This is a genomic window from Rhizobium sp. WSM1274 (genome assembly GCF_025200775.1).
Taxonomy (GTDB): Bacteria; Pseudomonadota; Alphaproteobacteria; order Rhizobiales; family Rhizobiaceae; genus Rhizobium; species Rhizobium leguminosarum_I.
The window spans coordinates 4,304,718-4,327,835 of record NZ_CP104138.1; the positions used below are offsets into that span (position 1 = coordinate 4,304,718).

The 23,118-nt window shown below is 62.0% G+C and carries 24 protein-coding genes; 14 read left to right on the forward strand and 10 right to left on the reverse strand.

The window, feature by feature from the left end; genetic code table 11:
* Window positions 1-66 precede the first annotated feature (66 nt).
* Window positions 67-711 (reverse strand): arylesterase, encoded by a 645-nt coding sequence (locus N2600_RS21315; protein WP_017966200.1) that lies wholly within the window; start codon window positions 709-711, stop codon window positions 67-69.
* A gap of 72 nt (window positions 712-783) precedes the next feature.
* Here N2600_RS21315 and N2600_RS21320 point away from each other — a divergent pair, with 72 nt between their 5' ends.
* From N2600_RS21320 to N2600_RS21335, 4 genes are all read left to right on the forward strand, one after another.
* Window positions 784-1,491 (forward strand): ABC transporter ATP-binding protein, encoded by a 708-nt coding sequence (locus N2600_RS21320; protein ID WP_017966199.1) that lies wholly within the window; start codon window positions 784-786, stop codon window positions 1,489-1,491.
* Complete coding sequence (locus tag N2600_RS21325) at window positions 1,488-4,031, forward strand: ABC transporter permease (protein WP_260297328.1); 2,544 nt, start codon at window positions 1,488-1,490, stop codon at window positions 4,029-4,031. The genes N2600_RS21320 and N2600_RS21325 overlap by 4 nt, the downstream gene beginning before the upstream one ends.
* A 180-nt stretch (window positions 4,032-4,211) precedes the next feature.
* Window positions 4,212-4,940, forward strand: a complete 729-nt coding sequence (locus N2600_RS21330; RefSeq protein WP_017966197.1) for a Bax inhibitor-1/YccA family protein — start codon at window positions 4,212-4,214, stop codon at window positions 4,938-4,940.
* 110 nt (window positions 4,941-5,050) lie between these two features.
* Window positions 5,051-5,608, forward strand: a complete 558-nt coding sequence (locus N2600_RS21335; RefSeq protein ID WP_017966196.1) for a GNAT family N-acetyltransferase — start codon at window positions 5,051-5,053, stop codon at window positions 5,606-5,608.
* An 85-nt stretch (window positions 5,609-5,693) separates the two neighbouring features.
* Here the strand turns inward: N2600_RS21335 and N2600_RS21340 are convergent, their stop codons facing one another.
* The 3 genes from N2600_RS21340 to acnA all read right to left on the reverse strand — a co-directional run bounded on the left by N2600_RS21340 (window position 5,694) and on the right by acnA (window position 10,073).
* Window positions 5,694-6,095, reverse strand: coding sequence for a DUF2794 domain-containing protein (locus N2600_RS21340; protein ID WP_017966195.1), 402 nt, complete (start codon window positions 6,093-6,095; stop codon window positions 5,694-5,696).
* A 314-nt stretch (window positions 6,096-6,409) separates the two neighbouring features.
* Window positions 6,410-7,150: a DUF1223 domain-containing protein gene (locus N2600_RS21345; protein ID WP_017966193.1), complete on the reverse strand. Its 741-nt coding sequence runs from the start codon at window positions 7,148-7,150 to the stop codon at window positions 6,410-6,412.
* Between the two features lie 232 nt (window positions 7,151-7,382).
* Window positions 7,383-10,073 carry an aconitate hydratase AcnA gene (gene acnA, locus N2600_RS21350; protein ID WP_260297329.1) on the reverse strand — a complete coding sequence of 897 codons (2,691 nt, stop codon included), beginning with the start codon at window positions 10,071-10,073 and terminating at the stop codon, window positions 7,383-7,385.
* Between the two features lie 260 nt (window positions 10,074-10,333).
* On the opposite strand from acnA, the gene ccmA reads away from it, so the two are divergent.
* The 5 genes from ccmA to N2600_RS21375 are packed head-to-tail and all read left to right on the forward strand — an operon-like array spanning window position 10,334 to window position 13,296.
* On the forward strand, window positions 10,334-10,981 hold the full coding sequence (gene ccmA, locus N2600_RS21355; RefSeq protein WP_222384418.1) for a heme ABC exporter ATP-binding protein CcmA: 648 nt from the start codon (window positions 10,334-10,336) through the stop codon (window positions 10,979-10,981).
* A 52-nt stretch (window positions 10,982-11,033) separates the two neighbouring features.
* Window positions 11,034-11,693 carry a heme exporter protein CcmB gene (gene ccmB / locus N2600_RS21360; RefSeq protein WP_024320427.1) on the forward strand — a complete coding sequence of 220 codons (660 nt, stop codon included), beginning with the start codon at window positions 11,034-11,036 and terminating at the stop codon, window positions 11,691-11,693.
* Window positions 11,694-11,741: 48 nt separating this feature from the next.
* Entirely contained in the window at window positions 11,742-12,503 is a 762-nt protein-coding gene (locus N2600_RS21365; protein WP_012759360.1) for a heme ABC transporter permease, read from the forward strand.
* Between the two features lie 2 nt (window positions 12,504-12,505).
* On the forward strand, window positions 12,506-12,685 hold the full coding sequence (gene ccmD, locus N2600_RS21370) for a heme exporter protein CcmD (protein WP_222384417.1): 180 nt from the start codon (window positions 12,506-12,508) through the stop codon (window positions 12,683-12,685).
* Window positions 12,682-13,296, forward strand: coding sequence for a DsbE family thiol:disulfide interchange protein (locus N2600_RS21375; protein WP_222301048.1), 615 nt, complete (start codon window positions 12,682-12,684; stop codon window positions 13,294-13,296). The genes ccmD and N2600_RS21375 overlap by 4 nt, the downstream gene beginning before the upstream one ends.
* Before the next feature lie 15 nt (window positions 13,297-13,311).
* On the opposite strand, the gene N2600_RS21380 is transcribed toward N2600_RS21375, so the two are convergent.
* The 6 genes from N2600_RS21380 to N2600_RS21405 form a co-directional block, all read right to left on the reverse strand.
* Window positions 13,312-13,899 (reverse strand): DUF2585 domain-containing protein, encoded by a 588-nt coding sequence (locus tag N2600_RS21380; protein ID WP_260297330.1) that lies wholly within the window; start codon window positions 13,897-13,899, stop codon window positions 13,312-13,314.
* Entirely contained in the window at window positions 13,896-14,540 is a 645-nt protein-coding gene (locus tag N2600_RS21385) for a septation protein A (protein WP_017966185.1), read from the reverse strand. Before N2600_RS21385 ends, N2600_RS21380 begins: the two co-directional genes overlap by 4 nt.
* Window positions 14,541-14,615: 75 nt before the next feature.
* The gene (gene ftsY, locus N2600_RS21390; RefSeq protein ID WP_260297331.1) at window positions 14,616-16,184 is read right to left on the reverse strand and encodes a signal recognition particle-docking protein FtsY; all 1,569 of its coding nucleotides are present in this window, start codon (window positions 16,182-16,184) and stop codon (window positions 14,616-14,618) included.
* 16 nt (window positions 16,185-16,200) lie between these two features.
* Entirely contained in the window at window positions 16,201-17,475 is a 1,275-nt protein-coding gene (gene mtaB / locus N2600_RS21395; RefSeq protein ID WP_260297332.1) for a tRNA (N(6)-L-threonylcarbamoyladenosine(37)-C(2))-methylthiotransferase MtaB, read from the reverse strand.
* Window positions 17,472-18,377, reverse strand: a complete 906-nt coding sequence (dapF, locus tag N2600_RS21400; RefSeq protein WP_260297333.1) for a diaminopimelate epimerase — start codon at window positions 18,375-18,377, stop codon at window positions 17,472-17,474. Before dapF ends, mtaB begins: the two co-directional genes overlap by 4 nt.
* Window positions 18,378-18,491: 114 nt before the next feature.
* Window positions 18,492-18,716: a hypothetical protein gene (locus tag N2600_RS21405; RefSeq protein ID WP_170257161.1), complete on the reverse strand. Its 225-nt coding sequence runs from the start codon at window positions 18,714-18,716 to the stop codon at window positions 18,492-18,494.
* Between the two features lie 493 nt (window positions 18,717-19,209).
* On the opposite strand from N2600_RS21405, the gene ffh reads away from it, so the two are divergent.
* The 5 genes from ffh (at window position 19,210) to trmD (ending at window position 22,928) form a co-directional block, all read left to right on the forward strand.
* On the forward strand, window positions 19,210-20,787 hold the full coding sequence (gene ffh / locus N2600_RS21410) for a signal recognition particle protein (RefSeq protein ID WP_260297334.1): 1,578 nt from the start codon (window positions 19,210-19,212) through the stop codon (window positions 20,785-20,787).
* Window positions 20,788-20,803: 16 nt separating this feature from the next.
* The gene (locus N2600_RS21415; protein ID WP_162116911.1) at window positions 20,804-21,124 is read left to right on the forward strand and encodes a chorismate mutase; all 321 of its coding nucleotides are present in this window, start codon (window positions 20,804-20,806) and stop codon (window positions 21,122-21,124) included.
* Between the two features lie 48 nt (window positions 21,125-21,172).
* Complete coding sequence (gene rpsP / locus N2600_RS21420) at window positions 21,173-21,544, forward strand: 30S ribosomal protein S16 (RefSeq protein ID WP_003543667.1); 372 nt, start codon at window positions 21,173-21,175, stop codon at window positions 21,542-21,544.
* Window positions 21,545-21,657: 113 nt separating this feature from the next.
* Complete coding sequence (rimM, locus tag N2600_RS21425) at window positions 21,658-22,227, forward strand: ribosome maturation factor RimM (protein ID WP_170263022.1); 570 nt, start codon at window positions 21,658-21,660, stop codon at window positions 22,225-22,227.
* The gene (gene trmD, locus N2600_RS21430; RefSeq protein ID WP_170263021.1) at window positions 22,227-22,928 is read left to right on the forward strand and encodes a tRNA (guanosine(37)-N1)-methyltransferase TrmD; all 702 of its coding nucleotides are present in this window, start codon (window positions 22,227-22,229) and stop codon (window positions 22,926-22,928) included. The genes rimM and trmD overlap by 1 nt, the downstream gene beginning before the upstream one ends.
* Window positions 22,929-23,118: the final 190 nt, after the last annotated feature.

Here is a 23,118-nt window from a genome sequence, read left to right on the forward strand (position 1 = left end):
CGAGCACTCCCCGAATCTTTTGCAGGTGCTCACACGGAATCATGCAATCAACAACCGCGCAAGCCCCTAATTCTTCACAGATGAAATCGCTTCGACGAAATTTGTGACAGCAGGCACCATCTTCTCGACCATAACGTCGACACCTCTCGCGTTCGGATGCATGCCGTCATCGAGCTTCAGCCCCGCATCGAGCGCAACCCCGTCGAGGAAGAAGGCATAAAGTCGAACTCCGTATTTGTCGGAAAGTTTCCGATAAATAGGATTGAAGCGCGCCGCATAATCCGCTCCCATGTTCGGCGGCGCTATGATACCGGCGAGCAGCACGGCAATCCCGCGATCCTGTAGCCGGCCAATCATCTGATCGAGATTCCGCTCGCTCTCCTCCGGCGGAATGCCGCGCAGCGCATCGTTGGCGCCAAGCTCGAGAATGACGCCATCGGTGCCGTCGGGGACCGACCAGTCGATACGCGCAAGCCCGCCTGTCGTCGTGTCGCCGGAGACCCCGGCATTGGCAATGGTGACGTCGAGCCCCTTCGCCTTCAGGGCCGCCTGCAGCTTTTCCGGAAAGCCGTCGCCGGGCGGCAGCTGATAGCCCGCCATCAAACTATCCCCAAAACCGACGAGATTGATCGTCCGGGCATCGGCGGCAGTGGCAAGGATCAGCGAGACGGCGATGACGGTGAATTGAAGGGCGGCAACTTTAAATCTCATCCTGGTTTCCCTAGATTGGCGAGGTGCCGTTATGCGGCCTTTCCATTACGGACTTATATAGGGCGATTTCTGTTGGCAAAAACCATTATCGAGTTGAAGGGCGCCGATCTGACCCTTGGCAGCGCAGCCGCCTCCGTCCATGTGCTGAAGGGCATCGATCTCGATATCGCGGCCGGCGAATCCGTCGGCATCGTCGGCCCTTCCGGTTCCGGCAAATCCACCCTTCTGATGGTTCTTGCCGGGCTGGAGAAGCTCGACAGCGGTGAGATCAACATCAACGATACGCCGCTCCATAGCCTCAGCGAAGACCAGGTCGCCGATTTCCGCGGCCGCAACATCGGCATCGTCTTTCAGTCCTTTCACCTGATTGCCAATATGACGGCGCTGGAAAACGTCGCCGTGCCGCTCGAACTCGCCAATGTCGGCAACGCCTTCGAGATCGCTCATCGCGAGCTGAAATCGGTCGGCCTCGGCGAGCGGCTGAACCACTATCCCGGCCAGCTTTCCGGCGGCGAACAGCAGCGCGTGGCGATTGCCAGGGCGCTCGCCCCGTCGCCCGCCCTGCTGATCGCCGACGAGCCGACCGGCAATCTCGACACCGAGACCGGCCGCCAGATCGCCGACCTTCTGTTCTCCAAGCAGGCCGAACGCGGCATGACCCTGCTTCTCGTCACCCATGACGTCTCGCTTGCAAACCGATGCTCGCGCCAGATCCGCGTCCGCTCCGGCAGGATCGAGGGCGACAGCGCCGCCCGCCGCAGCGAAGCGGCGATCGCATGAGGATCGTCACGCCGCGTGTCTCGCTCGCTTTTCGCCTGGCACTGCGCGAGCTGCGCGGCGGCATCCGCGGCTTCTACATCTTCCTTGCCTGCATCGCACTCGGCACCGGCGCCATTGCCGCCGTCAATTCCGTTTCGCAGTCGATCACCGACACGATCGCCTCGCAGGGGCAGGAGCTGCTGGCCGGTGACGTCCGCTTCGAACTCAACAACCGCGAAGCCACGCCTCAGGAAATCGGTTTCCTCGAAGGCCTCGGCACCCTTTCAGTGTCGACAGGGCTGCGCTCGATGGCCCGCAAGCCCGACGGTTCCGATCAGGCGCTGGTCGAGGTCAAGGCCGTCGATGAAGCCTACCCGCTCTACGGTAAGTTCGTGGCCGAGCCGGACTATCCGCTTGCAGCGCTGCTTTCCAGCCAAAGCGGCACTTATGGCGCGGTCGCAGCGCCCCTCCTTCTCGATCGGCTAGGGCTTGCCGTCGGCGACGAGTTGCTGCTCGGCAACGTCAAGCTCAGCATCACCGGTACGGTGAAGACCGAGCCGGATGCGCTGTCGGAAGGTTTTGGCTTTGCGCCGCGTCTGCTCGTCAGCCGCCAGGCGCTCCAAGCCTCCGGACTGATCCAGACCGGAAGCCTGGTCGAACATGCCTACAAGATCAGGCTGAACGACAAGGGCGCGATGTCGGGCATCCAGGCGCGCGCCTCCGAGGAATTCCCCGCCGCCGGCTGGGCGATCCGCACCAGCGACCGTGCCGCGCCCTCTCTGACCGAAAATATCACTCGCTTCTCGCAGTTCCTGACCCTGGTCGGCCTCACCGCATTGATCGTCGGCGGCGTCGGTGTCGCCAATGCGGTGCGCGCCTTCCTCGATTCCAAGCGCACCACCATCGCCACGTTCAAATGTCTCGGTGCGCCGGCGCAGGTCGTCGTTCTGATCTATCTCTTCCAGATTGCCATCATCGCTCTCGGCGGCATCCTGATCGGCCTCGTCATCGGCGCCCTGTCGCCGATCTTCGCCGCCCAGTTTCTGGCGCAATTTCTGCCGGTCTCGACTGCGCCGACCCTTTATCCCGGCGCCCTGCTGCTCGCCACGCTCTTCGGCATGCTGACGACGCTCGCCTTCGCCATCCTGCCGCTCGGCCACGCCCGCGAAGTGCCGGCGACGGCCCTCTTCCGCGAGCAAGGTTTCGAGGCCCGTCGCCTGCCTTCCTGGCCCTATATTCTGCTTGCCGCCCTGTTCATGGCCGGCCTTGCCGGCCTTGCCATCCTTACCGCCTATGACCGCTTCATCGCCGTCGTCTTCGTCGGCGCGATCGTCTTCGCCTTCGTCGTCCTGCGCCTCGTCGCGGCGCTGATCGCCTGGCTCGCGCGCCGCAGCCCGCGCGTCAATTCGCCGGCGCTGCGGCTGGCGATCGGCAACATCCACCGCCCCGGCGCACTGACGCCCTCGGTCGTCCTCTCGCTCGGCCTTGGCCTGGCATTGCTGGTAACCCTGACGCTGATCGACGGGAACCTGCGCCGGCAGCTGACCGGCCGGATGAACGAGGGTGCGCCGAACTTCTTCTTCGTCGATATCCAGAGCGCCGAGGTCGATGCCTTCCGCGATCTCGTCCAGGCGCAGGCGCCGCAGGGCAAGCTCGTCGAGGTGCCGATGCTGCGCGGCCGGATCATCGCCTTCAACGGCGAGGACGTCACCAAGATGAACGTGCCGGCAGCCGGCCGCTGGGTGCTGAACGGCGACCGCGGCATCACCTATGCCGAAACCCTGCCGGAGAACGCCGCCCTCACCGAAGGCAAATGGTGGGACAAGGATTACAGCGGCGAGCCGCTCGTCTCCTTCTCCTCGGAAGAGGCGCATGAGCTCGGCCTCAAGATCGGCGATACGGTCACCGTCAATGTGCTCGGCCGCAACATCACCGCGAAGATCGCCAGTCTGCGCCGCGTCGAGTGGGAATCGCTGTCGATCAATTTCGTCATGGTCTTCTCGCCGAATACCTTCCGCGGCGCCCCGCATGCGTGGCTGGCGACCCTGACCGATCCCTCTTCGACACCGGCCGAAGATGCCGCGATCCTGAAATCCGTCACCAACACCTATCCGACGATCACCAGCGTGCGCGTCAAGGACGCGATCGATATCGTCAACCAGCTGGTCGCACAGCTGGCGACCGCGATCCGCGCCGCAGCCTCCGTCGCCCTCATCGCCTCGATTCTCGTCCTTGCCGGCGCGCTTGCCGCCGGAAACCGGGCGCGCACCCACGACGCGGTGGTGCTGAAGACGCTCGGCGCCACGCGCGTCATGCTGATCCGCGCCTTTAGCTACGAATATCTGATCCTCGGCCTCGCGACTGCGATCTTCGCGCTGATCGCCGGTGGGGTTGCCGCCTGGTTCATCGTCGCCCGCATCATGCGGCTGCCCTCGACCTTTCTGCCCGACGTGGCCGGACTGACGCTTGTGACCGCGCTCATCCTCACCGTCGGCATCGGCCTGATCGGTACCTGGCGCATCCTTGGGCAGAAGGCGGCCCCCGTTTTGCGCGAGCTTTGACCAGGCAGCGGCACTCAAACCCTTCACCTTACGGCGATTTAACCGGCTGAGGCTTTGCAAGCCTCTTGTTTGCAATGGGCGAAAGCCTCATATTGTTCGCAGGCATGCTGGAGCTCCGCAGCGGCGCCCGGGTCGAAAACCCCGACACCGTATTTCCATCGGAGCTTGTAAGAGGAAACTATGGCTGATCTTCGTAACTATCAAAGCCGCGTTCAGACCGGCGAGATGATTGATCAAGGCCTGCGCGCTTATATGCTCAAGGTCTACAACCTGATGGCGCTGGGCCTGGCGATCACCGGTGTGGCCGCATATCTGTCGTTCCAACTCGCCTTCGCCAATGGCGAACTGACCGCATTCGGTCAGGCGATCTATGTGAGCCCGCTGAAGTGGGTGGTCATTCTGGCGCCGCTGGCTCTGGTGTTCTTCCTGAGCTTCCGGATCAATACGATGACGGTGGCTGCCGCGCAGACGACCTTTGCGGTCTATGCCGCGCTCGTCGGCCTGTCGCTCTCGTCGATCTTCCTGATCTATACGGGCCAGAGCGTCGTGCAGACCTTCTTCGTCACCGCCGCCTCTTTCGGCGCGCTGTCGCTTTACGGCTACACGACGAAGCGTAACCTGTCGGCGATGGGCTCGTTCCTGATCATGGGTCTGTTCGGCCTGATCATCGCTTCGCTGGTCAACATCTTCCTGGCGTCATCCGCCGTGCAGTTCGCGATCTCGGTACTCGGCGTGCTGATCTTCGCAGGCCTCACCGCCTATGATACGCAACGGATCAAGGAATTGTACCTGGAAGCCGATGACGTCGCCGTCGCCGGCCGCAAGGCGATCATGGGCGCGCTGACGCTCTATCTCGACTTCATCAACCTCTTCATGTTCCTGCTGCAGTTCATGGGCAACCGTAAATAAGCAGGGCAGACTGAGATCGAAAAGGCGGCTTCGGCCGCCTTTTTTGTTGCGCAGGCTTTCGCGGGATGGTTTTAGGAAGAGATATCCTCCCCAATGGATCTGCCGCCAAAATGTCCTTCCTCCTGCGCGATGCCACGCAAGCCGATATTCCCGCCATTGCCGATATCTATCGCGAATCGGTCCTGAACGGCGTCGCAAGCTATGAGATCGTGCCGCCGTCCGAGGCCGAGCTGGCGCAACGTTTTGCGGCCATCGTCAGCCAGCAATATCCCTATATCGCCGCCGTCGATGCGGGCGGTGTCCTGCTCGGCTACGCCTATGCCTCGGCGTTTCGCACGCGTCCTGCCTATCGCTGGCTGGTCGAGGATTCGATCTATCTGGCGCCTGAGGCCCGCGGCCGCGGCATCGGCAAGGCGTTGCTTGCCGAACTGATCGACCGCTGCACCACCCTCGGCTTTCGTCAGATGACAGCCGTCATCGGCGGCGCCAGCCCGGCCTCGATCGCGCTGCACCGCGCAGCCGGCTTCGAGGAGGTCGGCCTGATGAAGGGCACCGGCTATAAGCATGGTCGCTGGCTGGACACGATGTTCATGCAGCGCGCGCTCGGCGAAGCCATGACAAGCGATCCGGATCCGTCCGTCTATCCCGGCACACTGTTTGCCGGCTGATGCGGCTTAATGCATGTCGCCCAAAAGTGTGCAACGGTTTTGGGATCACGACATGCATAAACAAAGATTTAAAGCGCGACGCGCTCTATTTGTCGACCAGCTTCAGGGCCTTGTCGAACACCTTCAGCACTTGGTTCAACTCGTGACCGCGCTTCAGGATGGTGCCGTTAGCGTTGATCACGGAATAGGCGCCCTGCTTGGCGGCGAGCTTCGGGTTTTTCTCGATGCGGAAGAGCGGCATTTCGCCGGAACGTTTGAAAACGGAAAAAACCGCCCTGTCCTTCAGATGATCGATGGCGTAGTCGCGCCAGTCACCATCACCGACCATCCGGCCGTAGATCCAGAGGATCGCGTCCAGCTCGCGCCGGTGGAAGGTCACCGGAAGCGGATCCTTGCTTTGTCTGTATTCCCTGAGATCGACGACGACTGAGGAACTATTGTCGACGGAGCGGCTCTCGCCGTGTCGCAAATCCGGCTGATCTGTCATCAGTCTCCCGAGGCCTCCGCTTGTGACAGGAGGGTGACAGTTTGCCCGAGCTGCCGCAAATTGCAAGAGCGCCGGCCGTCACATTCAGCCGCACTGCAGCGCCGCGCGTCTCTCGCGCAAGGACGCCGGGCAGGCCGACGCTTTCTCCGCAGCGCCGCATTTCAGTCAAAACAGCGCCTCATTTGCAGGAGATTTATGCATTCCAGTTTGGCGCCAGCGCGCCAAAGGGCCCGGCGGAGCGTATCGACCTTAACCCCAGCCCCGAATACGTTCGGCCGGGCCGCCCAGAACTTCATCCGAAAGCGGATGGAATCTCAGATATTTTTGCCAGCCATCACCACGGTCGCGCCAAGGATCGCAGCCGGGTCGCCATCTGCGGTCGCCGATTGCAGCAGAATGGCGCAGCCCTCGAGCTGCGGCCGCTGCAGGACGCTTGCCGGCAACGTCAGACTCGTTGCCTTGCCGTCCCACATGCCGACGGTTTCGACATTGGTGACGCTGTGCAGATAGGAGATCTTCTTGCCGCTGTTCTCGCCCTTTTCGACGTCGATTGTCTTTTCCTTATCGAAATAGACCATCACGACATTGGCTTTGCCCTGTCCGGCGCCGATTTTGATCTCCAACTCGTCGCCGCGCATCGCGGCACTGATCGGAACGGTCAGCCCGTTGCCTTCGCTGCTAAAGGTGTCGATCTTGCTGTTGATACCGCTGAGATCGGCGCCGGCCAGATGGCCGCGTCCGTTGACGATGGCCTGCGGCGTGTAGACGTTGCTGCGGCCCATCGTCCTGGCATAGCCATACTGCCGCTCGGTATTTTCCTTGGAGCTCAGCGTATCGGCCCAGCCGAGATAGTTCCAATAATCGACATGGTAGGCGAGCGCGATAACATCGCCCTGGTTTACCAGCTTGCGGAAAGCGGCATCAGCGGGAGGACAGGAGGAGCAGCCCTGAGACGTGAAGAGTTCGACGACACCTTTCGGCGTACCGTCTTCGGCCTGCAGCGGGCCTGAGAGAACAACGCCGGCAATCAGCGGAATCAAAAAACGGGGGGACATTCACCTGCACCTCTTTTTCAGCGCCGGCGGCGTGTTTGAACCGGGGCGCTGATATGAACGTACGAATAATCCCTCAGGGTCCAAACGGAAAGTCACGAACGGGTGAGACCTAGCCCGACCGGAACCTGCGTAAAACAAATCATCGTGAGCCCGTCCAAATACTGTCCGCATCAAAGAAAAGCCGCCGGAGATTGCTCTCCGGCGGCTATTATCACGCGCATCTCTTAAAAAATCAGGCAGCTAGATCGCGCAGAACCGTCTGCAGGATGCCGCCATTGTTGAGGTAGATCACCTCGTCGAGCGTGTCGACGCGCGACAGCAGTGGAACCTCCTTCACAGTGCCGTCGCTATAGGTGATCCTGGCGATCTTCTTCTCGCGCGGTTTGATCTTTTCCAGACCTTCGATGGTGACGAGTTCATCGCCCTTGAGGCCGAGGCTCTGCCAGGTCGTGCCCTCTTCGAAGACGAAGGGAATGATACCCATGCCGACCAGGTTCGAGCGATGGATGCGCTCGAAGGACTGGGCGATCACCGCCTTGACGCCGAGCAGGCTGGTGCCCTTGGCGGCCCAGTCGCGCGAGGAGCCGTTGCCATATTCGACACCGGCGAAGATGACGAGCGGCACGCCTTCTTGCTTGTACTGCATTGCGGCGTCGTAGATCGAGGTCTCTTCCTTCGACGGGTAATGGATGGTGTACCCGCCTTCCTTGCCGTTCGGGCCAAGCATGTGGTTGCGGATGCGGATATTGGCGAAGGTGCCGCGCATCATCACTTCATGGTTGCCGCGGCGTGTGCCGTACTGGTTGAAGTCGGCAACGGCGACGTCGTGGTCGATGAGGTAGGCACCGGCTGGCGATGCCGCCTTGATCGAACCGGCCGGCGAGATGTGGTCGGTGGTGATCTTGTCGCCGAACAGGCCGAGAACGCGGGCGCCCTTGATGTCGGAGACGCCGGTGCCCTTTTTGCCCATGCCGACGAAGTAGGGCGGGTTCTGCACATAGGTTGAATCGTCGTCCCAGGCATAGGTCTGGCCCGGCGGGATCTGAACGGCCTGCCAGTTGACGTCGCCCTTGAAGACATCGGCGTACTTGCTTTCGTAGAGCTCGCGGGTCACGTATTTCAGGATGAATTCCTGGACTTCCTTCGCGGTCGGCCAGATGTCCTTGAGATAGACCGGCTTGCCGCTCTCATCCTCGCCGATCGGCTCCTGGGTCAGATCCTTCTGCACCGTGCCGGCAAGCGCATAAGCGACGACGAGCGGCGGGGATGCGAGGTAGTTCGCCTGCACGTCGGGCGAGATACGGCCTTCGAAGTTACGGTTGCCGGAGAGAACGCCGGAAACGATAAGGCCCTTGTCGTTGATCGTCTTCGAGATCGGCGCCGGCAGCGGACCGGAATTGCCGATGCAGGTGGTGCAGCCGAAGCCGACGAGGTTGAAGCCAAGCTTGTCGAGATCGGCCTGCAGGCCCGACTTGGCGAGATACTCGCCGACGACCTGCGATCCCGGTGCCAGCGAGGTCTTCACCCACGGCTTCGTCTTCAGTCCCTTGGCAACGGCGTTGCGGGCAAGAAGGCCGGCGGCGATCAGCACTGACGGGTTGGAGGTGTTGGTGCACGATGTGATGGCGGCGATCGCCACGTCGCCATGGCCGAGATCGAAATCCGTGCCTTCGACGGCATAGCGGTTGTTCAACTGGCCCGGCTTCTTGTAGTCGGCATCCATCGAGCCGGCGAAGCCGATCGCGATGTTCTCGAGCGAAATGCGGCCTTCCGGACGCTTCGGGCCGGCCATCGACGGCACGACGTCACTTAGATCGAGTTCCAGCGTATCGGTGAAGACTAGATCGGAACCGTCGCCTTCGCGCCACATGCCCTGGGCCTTCGAATAGGCTTCGACGAGCGCAATCCGGTCATGCGTGCGGCCGGACATGGTAAGGTAGTTGATGGTTTCGCCGTCGACCGGGAAGAAGCCGCAGGTCGCGCCGTATTCCGGGCCCATGTTGCCGATCGTCGCGCGGTCGGCGAGCGGCATGTTATCCATGCCGGGGCCGAAGAATTCGACGAACTTCGAAACGACGCCCTTCTTGCGCAGCATCTGCACGACGGTGAGAACGAGGTCGGTCGCCGTGACGCCTTCCTTGAGCTTGCCGGTCAGCTTGAAGCCGATGACTTCGGGCAGCAGCATCGAGACCGGCTGGCCGAGCATCGCGGCTTCCGCTTCGATACCGCCCACACCCCAGCCGAGAACGCCGAGACCGTTGATCATCGTCGTGTGGCTGTCTGTGCCGACGCATGTATCGGGATAGGCGATCGTCTCGCCGTCCTCTTCCTTGGTCCAGACGGTCTGGCCGAGATATTCGAGATTGACCTGATGACAGATGCCGGTGCCGGGAGGCACGACGCGGAAATTCTTGAAGGCCTGCTGGCCCCACTTCAGGAAGCGGTAGCGCTCGCCGTTGCGCTGGTATTCCAACTCCACATTCTTGGCGAAAGCCTGCGGCGTGCCGAATTCGTCGACGATGACGGAGTGGTCGATGACGAGATCGACGGGAACGAGCGGGTTGATCTTCTCCGGATCGCCGCCGAGCGACACCATCGCGTCGCGCATCGCGGCAAGATCGACGACGGCGGGAACGCCGGTGAAGTCCTGCATCAGCACGCGCGCCGGGCGATAGGCGATTTCGTTTTCGACCGCACCCTTGTTGTTCAGCCATTCGGCGACAGCCAGGATGTGTTCCTTGGTGACCGACTGGCCGTCTTCGAAGCGCAGCAGGTTTTCAAGCAGCACCTTCATCGAATAGGGAAGCTTCGACACGCCGGCCAGACCGTTTGCCTCAGCCTTGGGCAGGCTGTAATAGACATACTCCTTCCCGTTGATGGAAAGCGTGGAACGACAATTGAAACTGTCAAGAGATTTAGACACGAGATACCCCGTTTCTGATAGCCAACACAGTCGTGCGAACGCCTATGCACTTGATGCACATCAGGATGCGGGTACGGCCATTTCCGCTGTCCGCACGTGGAACAGACGCTCCAAGTTCGGCGCAAGGATGAAATTCACGCCGACCGCTGGCGTGGTTGCAGGTCTTATAGATAATTTCCTAAAAACTTGCCATACCCGAGCACAGTCAAAATCGGACATTTTTTGACCGCCGCAAGCCGAAACCAGGAAAGAGCCGACGCATGCATCTCACCGCCGACAATCTGGCTGCAAGGCGCGGTGAGGATCTCATTTTCGTTAACATTTCCTTTCACTTGGCGGCCGGCGAGGCGCTTGTGCTGACGGGCAAAAATGGATCGGGAAAGTCCACTTTGCTGCGTGTCGTCGCCGGCCTGCTGAGGCCGGAAAAAGGCACTGTCATATTTCATGACGAAGGGAGCCCGGGAGGTAGGCATCCGGGCGAAGTAAGCCACTACCTAGGTCACCGAAATGCGATGAAGGATGAACTTACGGTTGCGGAAAACCTCGGTTTCTGGCGCGCCTTTCTCGGCAGTTCAGGCTCCGCCGCCGCCCTTTCCATCGAGGACGCCACCGACGCCGTCGGTCTTTCCGGCATCACCCACCTTCCCTTCGGTTATCTCTCCGCCGGCCAGCAGCGCCGGATAGCCTTCGCAAAGTTGCTGGTCAGCCATCTCCCTGTCTGGATCCTCGACGAGCCGACCGCCGCACTCGATGCCAGCGCCGACCGGCTGCTTGCCGATTTGATTGGAGCGCATCAGACAAAGGGCGGCATCGTGCTGGCGGCAACACATCAGCCGCTGGGGTTGAGGAATGCGCAGGAATTGAAGATGACCGGCTTTGCCGGGGTCGATGCGGGGGTTTGGGGGTGATGCTCCTCGACGTAGCTACCCCGTCAACCGCACATGCAGAGAGCCGCCCCGCATGACCGCCCTCTTCCTCCGCGACCTGAAACTTTCCATCCGCGCCGGCGGCGGTGCACTGATTGGCGTGCTGTTCTTCCTGACCATCGTCGCCGTCATTCCCTTCGGCGTCGGTCCCGATCTCAAGCTGCTATCGCGCATTGGCCCCGCCATCGTCTGGATCGGCGCGCTGCTTGCCGCCCTTCTTGGCCTCGACCGCCTGTTCCAGGCCGAGCGCGATGACGGATCGCTCGACTTGATGCTGATGCAGGAAACGCCGCTCGTCCTCACCGTGCTGGTCAAATGCTTCGCCCATTGGACGGCCACCAGCCTGCCGCTGGTCATCGCCTCGCCGCTGCTCGGCCTCTTCATGAACATGGACGAAACGGCGATCGGTGCGACCATGCTGACGCTGCTGGTCGGCTCGCCCGCCATCACCTTCATCGGCGCCGTCGGTGCTGCCGTTGCCGTGGCGCTGCCCCGCGGCGGCCTGCTGGTCTCGATCCTGGTGCTGCCGCTGACCATTCCGGTGCTGATCTTCGGCGTCAGCGCCACCTATGCCGCAGTCGAGGATCCCGCCCCGTTCCTGCCACCCTTCCTGATCCTCATTGCGCTGACACTCTTCTTCGCGGTCATCGGCCCGGCAGCCGCCGCCCTGGCGCTGCGAAACACAGCGGATTGATGGGGCGTTCGATTGCGGGAAAAGCCGGATCAAGGTAAGGAAGCGGACATGAGCGAAACGAGCCTTGCCATCAGCAAATTCAGTGATCTCGCCAACCCGACGCGGTTTCTGGCGCTGGCGGCACGCGCCATTCCGTGGCTGGCCGGCATCACCGCCCTCTGTTTCGCGGTCGGCCTCTATCTAAGCTTCGCCACCGAAGGCGATTACCAGCAGGGCGAGACCGTGCGCATCATGTATGTGCATGTGCCCTCGGCCTGGCTTTCGATGATGTGCTATACGATCATGAGCGTCTCGGCGATCGGCACGTTGGTCTGGCGCCATCCGCTGGCCGATGTCTCCGCCAAGGCCGCGGCCCCGCTCGGCGCCGCCTTCACCCTGCTCGCACTCGTCACCGGCTCGCTCTGGGGCAAGCCGATGTGGGGCACATGGTGGGTCTGGGATGCGCGGCTGACCTCTGTCTTCGTTCTCTTCCTGATGTATCTCGGGCTGATTGCGCTCGGCCGTGCCATCGACGATCCGTCGAAGGCCGCGCGCGTCAGCGCCGTGCTCATCCTCGTCGGCTTCGTCAACATCCCGATCATCAAATTCTCGGTCGAGTGGTGGAACACGCTGCACCAATCGGCAAGCGTGCTGCGCCTCGACGGCCCGGCGATCGATCCGGAATTCCTGCGGCCGCTTTTCGTCATGGCGATCGCCTTCACCCTGCTCTTCTTCACGCTGCACATCATGGCGATGAGGAACGAGATCTGGCGCCGCCGCATTGCCGCCCAGCGCCGTCTTGCCGCCCGCATGGCGAGCCGGGAGGAATAGCCGTGACGCATGCCTTCTACGTCTACGCTTCCTATGGCTTTGCGGCCCTGGTGACGATCGCCACCACGGTCTGGACCTGGGCCGACGGCCGCGCCCGCCGCAGGGAACTTGCAGCCCTTGAGGCTGCCGGCATCCGCCGTCGTTCGGCGCGCCCCAAGGACAGTATGGGGGATGGCGAATGAACGACACGCCGGAAAACACCGTCGCCAAGCCGCGCGGGCTGAGCCGTTACGCATTGGCGCTGCTGCCGCTCGTCGTCTTCGGCGGCATCGCTGCCACGGCCGCAAAGATGCTTTACGACCAGGATTTCCATGGCAAGAACATCGCCGAAATTCCCTCCGCCCTGATCGGCACCAGGGCGCCGGCGCTGAACCTGCCGCCGCTCGACGGCGCCAACCTGCCGGCGCTGACCGATACGGCAATCAAGGGCAAGCTGACCCTCGTCAACGTCTTCGCCTCATGGTGCCTCCCTTGCCGGGACGAACATCCAATATTGAAAGAACTGGCAAAAGACGGACGGCTGAACATCGTCGCCATCAATTACAAGGACCAGAGCGACAACGCCCTGCGTTTCCTCGGCGAGCTCGGCAACCCCTATCGGGCGATCGGCGTCGATCCGAACGGCAAGGCAGCGATCGACTGGGGTGTCTACGGCATTCCGGAAAGCTATCTGGTCGGGCCTGACGGCACGATCCTCTATAAGCGCGTCGGACCGTTCGACGATATCAGCCTGAAGGAGGGCCTGTTTCCGGCAATGGAAAAGGCGCTGGGGAAGCCGGCCCTGAGTGAGTGATCCACAAAAGAGGCCCTAGAGCCCGCCCTGCCAGACCTTGATGGCCTCCACAGGCCAGATCAGCATCACCACATTCAGCGTCAGGTTGTCGCGGATGATATAGCCGGTGAAAATCTCGAAGAAGATGGCGATCGCCACCGTCAGCACCACCGGCGCACGACGCGCAAAGAAGAAGCCGACGCACATGAAGACGGTGTCCATCGCCGAATTGAGAATGCTGTCGCCGTAATAATCGAGCGCGATCGTCGCCGTGCGGTAGCGGTCGATGATGAGAGGTGAATTCTCGAGCAGCTCCCAGCCGGATTCGATGACGAGCGCCAGCAGCAGCCTTGCCGCCAACGGCTTGCCGCGCAGGATGAGATGCGCGAGCCCGTAGAACAGGAAGCCGTGGATGATGTGCGACGGCGTGTACCAATCCGATAGATGCTGCGAATTGCCGCTGGTATTGACCCCGCCCTCCCACAGCTTGACAGTGCCGCAGGCGCAGATCGGCACGCGGCCCATCATATATTCGGCGCCGATCTGGATGATCAGGACCGCAAGGCAGGCGACAAACCAGAAGCTCTGGTGTCTTACGCGAGACTCTGCATCGACAGCGCTCACTTCTCGCCGTCCGTTTCCAGGTTGACGCTATGCTTCAGCACCAACGGCATCTGCGCCAGCGTGAAGATGATGGTGATCGGCATCGTGCCCCAGACCTTGAAGGCGACCCAGGTACCGTCGGAAAAATTACGCCAGACGACTTCGTTCAGCACGGCAAGGAAGAGAAAGAAGATGCCCCAGCGGATGGTGAGCTTGCGCCAGCCCTCGGCATCGAGCTGGAACGCGGCATTGAAGACATAGCCGAGCAGCGACTTGCCGAAGGCCAGCCCGCCGAGCAGCGCCACCCCGAAGAGCGCGTTGACGATGGTCGGCTTCATCTTGATGAAGGTTTCGTTCTGCAGCCAGATCGACAGCGAGCCGAAGATGACGACGACGATCCCGGATACGAAAGGCATGATCGGCAGATGGCCGAGCACAATCTTCGAAACGATCAGCGAGATGATCGTCGCCGCCATGAAGAGCCCGGTCGCGACGAACAGCGGTCCGCCCAATTCGGAAAGAGCAGGAAACGTCTCCACCAGCCACTGGCCGCGCAGATTGGCGAAGAAGAAGATCAGCAGCGGCCCGAGTTCCAGCGCCAGTTTCAGCAGCGGGTGATGCCGGTCGGCAGCAGACGGGGTGATATCGCTTTCGGTGCTCATGCGTTCTTCAAACCTGTTTTCCTGGAAACTGTTTCCGGCCCTGCCCTGCAGGCTTTCGGCGGCATATCTGTGGCATCATTGGGGAAGTCCGGCAATGGCATGGGCAAAATCCTCGGCCTCGAACGGCTCCAGATCCTCGACGCCCTCGCCGACGCCGATGAAATAGACCGGCAGCTTGTGCTTGGCGGAGATGGCGACGAGGATGCCGCCGCGCGCCGTGCCGTCGAGCTTGGTCATGATCAGCCCGTTGACGCCGGCGACGTTGCGGAAGATCTCGACCTGGCTCAGCGCATTCTGCCCGGTCGTGGCATCGAGGGTCTGCAGCACTGTGTGTGGCGCATCGGGATCGAGCTTGCCGAGCACGCGCACGATCTTCTCAAGCTCGGCCATCAGCTCTGCCTTGTTCTGCAGGCGGCCGGCGGTATCGACGATCAGCACGTCGCATTTTTTCGCCTTTGCCTGTTCGAAAGCATCATAGGCAAGGCCGGCGGCATCGGCGCCGAGCTTGGTGCCGATGAATTCGGATTTCGTCCGGTCGGCCCAGATCTTCAGTTGCTCGATCGCCGCCGCCCGGAACGTATCGCCGGCGGCCAGCATCACCTTCAGCCCGGCGCCGGAAAGTTTGGCCGCAAGCTTGCCGATCGTCGTCGTCTTGCCAGTGCCGTTGACGCCAACGACGAGGATGACATGCGGCTTGTGCGAGAGGTCGAGCTGCAGCGGCTTGGCGACCGGCTTCAGGACCTTGGCGATTTCGGACGCCATGATCCGGCTGACATCCTCGCCGGTGACATCCTTGCCATAACGTTCGGAGGCAAGCGTGTCGGTGACGCGCATGGCGGTCTCGACACCGAGATCGGCCTGGATCAGCAGGTCCTCGAGATCCTGCAGCGTCTCGTCATCGAGCTTGCGCTTGGTGAAGAGCGCGGTGATCTGGCCGGTCAGCTGCGAAGAGGTGCGTGCAAGACCGTTGCGCAGGCGCTGGAACCAGCTGAGTTTCGGTTGCGGGACAATCGGTTCCGGTTCGACGACCTTCGGGCCGGTGGCGAAGCCTTTGGGGAGGATAGGCTCAACGGTCGGCGGCGATTCTATCGGCTCGGATGGCGGCAGCGGCGTTTCGGCCGAAAACTCGCGATCTGCGGCTTCCCCCCCTACCCTGCCGGGCATCCCCCCCACAGGTGGGGGGAAACTCGTGGCAATGTTTTCCGCCGCATCGACTGAATCATCCAAAGCAGCAGACTCACTCTCCGCATCTATTGTCTGGCGATCGGCATCCAGCTGCTTAATCCCCCCACCTGTGGGGGGGACGCCCGGCAGGGTAGGGGGGGTATCTTGCGCGGCCTCCGCTGCCGCCTCAGCTTCCAGCAGCGATAACGGCACGACACCCACATCGCTCAGCTGGTCCGCAGCTGGCAGGATTGCGGCTTCGACATCATCTTCAGCAACCGCTGCCTCGACTCCGCCCTCGTCAATATCGGCAGCCGGCCTGCCGGCCGTATCCATTTCCTCGGCCAGCACCGGATCGTCGGCAACCGGCAGATCTTCGTCGCGCGAACGCGGCTTCAGCTCCCTTTCCACGGTCGCGGGCACAGGTTCTTCAGCCGGCTTGCCGAAGGTGAAGACCTTTTTGATGAAACTGAGCGCCATGGGGATTCCGTGAAAGTCAGGCCGCTGCTGCGGCCGTCAATTGCATGTCGAGATGCTTGCCATTGTGGCCGGTGATCGTGACCGGCACAAGTTCGCCGGGACGAAGGCCGGGGGCTGCGACCAGCGTGAAATTCTCCGTATGCGCCAGGCCGTTGTTTTCAACAAGCAGCCATTGCCGGGTTTCAATCATCCCATCGAGATGGGATTGATGCAGCCTATGTCCAGTGGCGCGCAGCCTTGCGGCGCGATCCTTGACCAGCAACCGGTCGAGCTGCGGCATGCGGGCGGCCGGCGTGCCGGGACGCGGACTGTAGGGGAAGACATGCAGATGGGCGATGCCAGCCTCTTCGGCCAGCCGCACGGCATTGTCGAACATCTCTTCGGTTTCTGTGGGAAAGCCGGCAATCATATCGGCGCCGAAGCTCATCTCGGGGCGGAGGCGGCGCGCATCCTGGATGAAACGCAGCGCATCAGCGCGCAAATGCCGGCGCTTCATGCGCTTCAGGATCATGTCGTCGCCATGCTGCAGCGAAAGATGCAGATGCGGCATGAAACGTGGCTCGTCGGCGATGAGATCCATCAGGTGGGCATCGGCCTCGATGCTGTCGATCGAGGAAAGCCTGAGCCGGCGAATATCGGGGATCTGCTTCAGCAGCGTCTTCGCCAAAAGCCCGAGCGTCGGCACGCCAGGCAGATCGCCGCCATAGCTGGTGGCATCGACGCCGGTCAGCACGATTTCGCGGTAACCGCAGTCGACGAGCTTGCGGGCCTGATCGACGACGGCTCCCATCGGCACGGAGCGGGAATTGCCGCGGCCATAGGGAATGATGCAGAAAGTGCAGCGATGGTCGCAGCCATTCTGCACCTGGATGAAGGCACGCACATGGCCGTCGATGTGCCTCACCATCTGCGGCGCCGTCGCCTTGACGCTCATGATGTCGTTGACCCGAAGCTTCTCTTCGGCCGAAACGCCGAAATCCGGCAGGCTGCGATAGGAGGCGCTCGCCAGCTTCTCCTCGTTGCCGAGCACGGCATCGACCTCCGCCATCGCGGCGAAGGTCTGCTTTTCCGTCTGCGCGGCGCAGCCGGTGACGATGATGCGGGCATGCGGATTGTCGCGCCGTGCCCGGCGGATCGCCTGGCGGGCCTGGCGCACGGCCTCGCCGGTCACGGCACAGGTGTTGACAAGGATAGCGTTGTTGAGCCCGGCCTTCTCAGCCTGCGCCTTCATCACTTCGGATTCATATGTGTTGAGGCGGCAGCCGAAGGTAATGACCTCGATGCCGCTCACTGCGCCTCGGCCTCTCGGGTATCATCGCGCGACCAGAGACCGGTCGACGGATCGACCCTGCCGGACCATTCCCATTCGGCCGGGCCGGTCATGATGACGTGATCGTCGCGCTCGCGCCATTCGATCGAAAGCGTGGCCGGCGGCTTGGCGCTTGCCACATTGATCGTCACCTTGCGGCCGGTGCGGCCGGTGCGCGCAGCACTGACGGCAGCAGAACAGGCAGCCGAACCGCAGGCAAGCGTCAGTCCCGCGCCGCGCTCCCAGGTGCGCGTCGTCACCGATGTCGGCGACGTCACCTGCGCCAGCGTGATATTGGCGCGCTCGGGAAACATCGGATGGTTTTCGAGCAACGGCCCGAAGCGGGCGAGATCATAGGACATCACGTCCCTGTCCACCCAGAAGATCGCATGCGGATTGCCCATCGACATTGCCGACGGCGAATGCAGCACCGGCTTGTCGATTGGGCCGATCTGCAGCTCGATGCGGCTGGTGTCGTGGAATTCTTCCGCCAGCGGGATCCTGTCCCAAGCGAACACCGGCCGGCCCATATCGACCGAGATCGTTCCGTCCTCGTGCTCGACGGCGTTGAGGATGCCGGCGACCGTCTGGAAGGTAAAGACCTTGCTGCCGGTCTCTGCGGCAAGCGCCTGCACGACGCAGCGCGTGCCGTTGCCGCAGGCCTGCGCCTTGGACCCGTCGGAATTCAGGATATCGATGAAGGCATCGGTGCCGTCGGCCTTCGGATCATGGATCGCCATGATCTGATCGAACTCTGTCTGCGGATCGGCATTGAGCGCGACCGCCGCCGCCGCCGTCACTTTGTCCGGCCGGCCGCGCATGTCGACGACCAGGATCTTGTTGCCAAGCCCGTTCATCCTCGCGAATTCGACCGTTGCGCTCATGGGTATCATTCCGTCTGTCTTTCCGGTCTATATGGCGGAAATGCGAAGGAATTACCAGTGGTGAGTGCCGGGCAGGCGTGGCGGGCTGCCGACCCTTTCGAGGCAGTTTGGCTTTTACCGCTGCGCACCCTCAGGATCGAAAGACGCAGCATGGGCTTCGACAATAGCTGCGGTGATGACCTTTCTCAGCTCGTAGACCAGCGAGCGGGACCGCTTGCGGTCCAGATCCTGTGCCGCCTTCGCCAGATTCAGGCCCTCGTTCAGAACAATATGATGGGCCCGCGCCAGCGCCCAGCTCTCAATATCAGCATTTAGCATTCGATATCTCCGCCGATTCATTCGGCATCAAGGATATTCACGAATCATTTTACAGGACGCACTTATGTATAAAGTAGAATCATAAGCCGAATAATTTGCAACTGGCGTTGACAGCGAATTCGGCCGCCGGAGGGGCAGTATTTATCGGCAAAACATGAAACGCTGGCAGATTGCCCGAGCCAATACATCACTTTGTTTGAGTATGTACTTTTGCTGCAACCGTTGGATGAGGCGCCATCGGCCTCTCGTCACACGGCTTCTAAGAAGTCGGTCATGCGGTCATTTGTCCGCATTGCCTTGACTTTCGCCCGACTTTCCTGTTTATCGCGCCCAATCCGCGACGAGCCACACGACTCCGAGCCGCCGACCGGGACTTAGAGATCCCGGAGGTCAACACCCGACAGCGCGACGCGCCCTCGGGTGCTTTTTGGCTTTGCGTCTTGTTTTCGTCAAGGAAAAGCACGACGTTTCCGGGCATATCCAAACCCGCCCGAAACGTATCAAGGAAGAGCCGATGTTTGAAAACCTCCAGGACCGTCTTGGATCCATTCTGAATGGACTGACAGGCCGTGGCGCGCTTTCGGAAGCCGATGTTTCCGCAGCGCTGCGCGAGGTTCGCCGTGCGTTGCTGGAGGCCGACGTCGCGCTCGACGTCGTGCGTTCCTTCACCGACCGCGTGCGTGAAAAGGCCGTCGGCGCTGAGATCCTGAAGTCGATCAAGCCCGGCCAGATGGTCGTCAAGATCGTGCATGACGAACTGATCGAGATGCTGGGCGGCGAAGGCGTCGGTATCGACCTGCATGCGGCAGCCCCCGTCGTCGTCATGATGGTCGGCCTGCAGGGCTCCGGCAAGACGACGACCTCGGCGAAGATCGCTCATCGCCTGTCGACGCGCGAGAAGAAGAGGGTGCTGATGGCATCGCTCGACACGCGTCGTCCGGCAGCCCAGGAGCAGCTTCGCCAACTCGGCGCGCAGGCCAATATCGACACATTGCCTGTTATATCGGGCCAGTCGCCGACGGATATCGCCGCCCGCGCCGTGCAGGCGGCCAAGCTCGGCGGCCATGATGTCGTCATCCTCGATACCGCCGGCCGCACGCATATCGACGAGCCCTTGATGGTCGAGATGGCGGACATCAAGAAGCGGTCGAACCCGCATGAAATCCTGCTGGTCGCCGACAGCCTCACCGGCCAGGACGCCGTCAACCTCGCCCGCAGTTTCGACGAACGCGTCGGCATCACCGGTCTGGTGCTGACCCGCATGGACGGCGATGGCCGCGGCGGTGCCGCCCTTTCGATGCGCGCCGTCACCGGCAAGCCGATCAAGCTGATCGGCGTCGGCGAGAAGATGAGCGAGCTGGAGGAATTCCATCCCCGCCGCATCGCCGACCGTATCCTCGGCATGGGCGACATCGTCTCGCTCGTCGAGCGCGCGGCCGAAAACATCGACGCCGAGAAGGCGGCCGCCATGGCCGCCAAGATGGCCAAGGGCAAGTTCGATCTCGACGACCTTGCCGACCAGTTGCGCCAGATGCAGAAGATGGGCGGCATGGGTGGCATCATGGGCATGATGCCCGGCATGGCCGGCATGAAGGACAAGATGGCCGCAGCCGGCCTCGACGACAAGCTCTTCGGTCGCCAGATCGCCATCATCCAGTCGATGACCAAGGCCGAGCGCACCAATCCCGACTTGCTCAAGCATTCGCGCAAGAAGCGCATCGCCGCCGGCTCCGGCACCGATGCCGCCGCCATCAACAAGCTTCTGAAGATGCACCGCCAGATGGCGGATATGATGAAGATGATGGGCGGCAAGGGCAAAGGCGGCATGATGAAGCAGATGATGGGTGGCCTTGCCGGCAAGATGGGGCTCGGCGGTGGCATGGGTGGCGGCATGCCCGATCTCTCGAACATTGATCCCCGGCAGCTCGAGGCCTTGCAGAAGCAGGCGGAAGCGGCGGGGCTTGGAAAGCCGGGTGGGGGTATGCCCGGTCTCGGCGGTCTGCCGGGTGGTTTGCCGGGCCTCGGCGGCGCCAAGCTGCCGGGCCTTGGCGGTGGTTTCCCGGGATTGCCCGGATTGCCGAAGAAGAAGTGAAAGGATCGCTTGCCCCATGATTGATCCAGACGTCAAAGCCCAGCTCGCGAGCTATCGGCAGTCGATCGACAATATCGATGCCGCTCTCGTGCACATGCTGGCCGAACGCTTCCGCTGCACCAAAGAGGTCGGCGTGCTGAAGGCCAAATACAATTTGCCGCCGGCCGACCCGGCGCGCGAGGAATACCAGATCGAACGCCTTCGCCAGCTGGCGAATGCCGCCAATCTGGACCCGGATTTCGCTGAGAAGTTCCTGAACTTCGTCATCAAGGAAGTCATCCGGCATCATGAGCAGATCGCTGCGGATCACGCTGAACAGAGCGCTGCAGCCCGATAACCGTACCGCTCGAGAAAGCGGTCAAGAAAAGCCCAAGGAGTAAAGAACATGGCACTGAAAATTCGTCTCGCCCGCGGTGGTTCCAAGAAGCGCCCGTATTACCACGTCGTTCTCGCCGATGCGCGCAGCCCGCGTGACGGCCGCTTCCTCGAAAACCTCGGTTCCTGGAACCCGATGCTTGCCAAGGACGATGAGAAGCGCGTTCAGCTGAACGCCGAGCGCATCAAGCACTGGATCGAACACGGCGCTCAACCGACCGACCGCGTTCTGCGCTTTCTCGATGAGGCCGGCGTTGCCAAGCGCGAAGTCAAGAACAACCCGGTTAAGGCAAAGCCCGGCAAGCGCGCCCAGGAACGCGCCGCCGAAAAGGCTCAGAAGGTCGCCGACGCCGCCGCTGCTGCAGCAGACGCCGCGGAATAATCGCGACATTCCCTTCGAGCGGGCGGCATGGCGACATGCCACCCGTTTTCGTTTCCAATCGCACGCACTTCGTTTATGAGAAACCTGTCTTTCGGCTTCACATGAAGGAACCCATGACCAAGCTTGAAAACCCCGTTCTGATGGCGACGATCGGTGGCGCGCAAGGCCTCCGGGGCGAGGTGCGCGCCAAGGCCTATACGGCCGATCCCGGCGCGCTTGGCGATTACGGCCATCTGCACAGCATGGACGGCCGCAGCTTCGAAGTCCTCGAAATCCGCGAGATGAAGAATGTCGTCGTCGTCCGTTTCCGCGGCGTCAACGACCGCAATGCCGCCGAGGCTCTGAACGGGCTAGAACTTTATATCGAGCGGGACAACCTGCCGGACGAGGAGCTGGAGGACGACGAGTTCTACTATGCCGATCTCGAGGGGCTCGAAGCACGCGACGACAAGGGTGTCAGCTATGGCACGGTTACCGGGGTCTTCGATTTCGGCGCCGGCGACCTCTTGGAACTCAAAGGTCCGGGCAAGCGCCCGGTGCTGATCCCCTTCTCCGAAACCTCGGTGCTGGAGATCGACCTCGAGGCCGGCACGCTGCTGATCGATCCGCTGGCGGCGGGGCTGGTCGACGATTCCGAAGAGCTTTCGAAATTCACTCCCGACAAGCCGAAAAAGAAGAAGTGATGGCTTTCCGGGCGAGCGTGCTGACACTTTATCCGGAAATGTTTCCGGGGCATCTGGGCTTCTCGCTCGCCGGCAAGGCGATGGAGCGGGGGCAGTGGTCGCTGGACACGGTGCAGATCCGCGATTTTGCCACCGACAGACACCGCACCGTCGACGACACCCCGGCCGGCGGCGGCGCCGGCATGGTGCTGAAACCAGACGTTCTCGCCCGCGCCATCGACAGTGCCTCGGAAAACGATACCCGCCCGCGGCTGCTGATGAGCCCGCGCGGCCGGCCGCTGACGCAGGAGCGTGTGCGCGAGCTCGCCGCCGGTGATGGCGTCATCATCGTCTGCGGCCGCTTCGAGGGCGTCGACCAGCGGGTGATAGAGGCGCGCGGACTGGAAGAGGTTTCCATCGGCGACTACGTCCTATCCGGCGGCGAGCCGGCGGCGCTGATCGTGCTCGATGCCATCATCCGCATCCTGCCCGGCGTCATGGGCAACGATCTTTCCGGCCTGCACGAAAGCTTCGAAGGCGGACTGCTGGAACATGCGCACTATACCCGGCCGCAGGAGTGGGAGGGCCATGAAATTCCGCCGATCCTCACCTCGGGCAATCACGGCGCCATCGAGAAATGGCGGCATGAAGAAGCGGTGCGCCTGACCCGGGAACGGCGCCCGGATCTTCTCGAAAGGGCCAAAACCGAGAAAAACGACTGATTTCGCAGCCCTTTTCACAAAAATGCCGCCCAAGGGATGACAAGCCCTGGCCTTTGGTGTATTGGCGCACGCGGAAATGGGGTTTATCCCCGTCTGCCAGCAAACAAAGAATGGCGAATCCGCTCCCGCCCTTGATGGGCAAAGTCCTGAGGCCAGTTCCGAAGGATCAGTGTCGAGCGCTCTGGCTGTT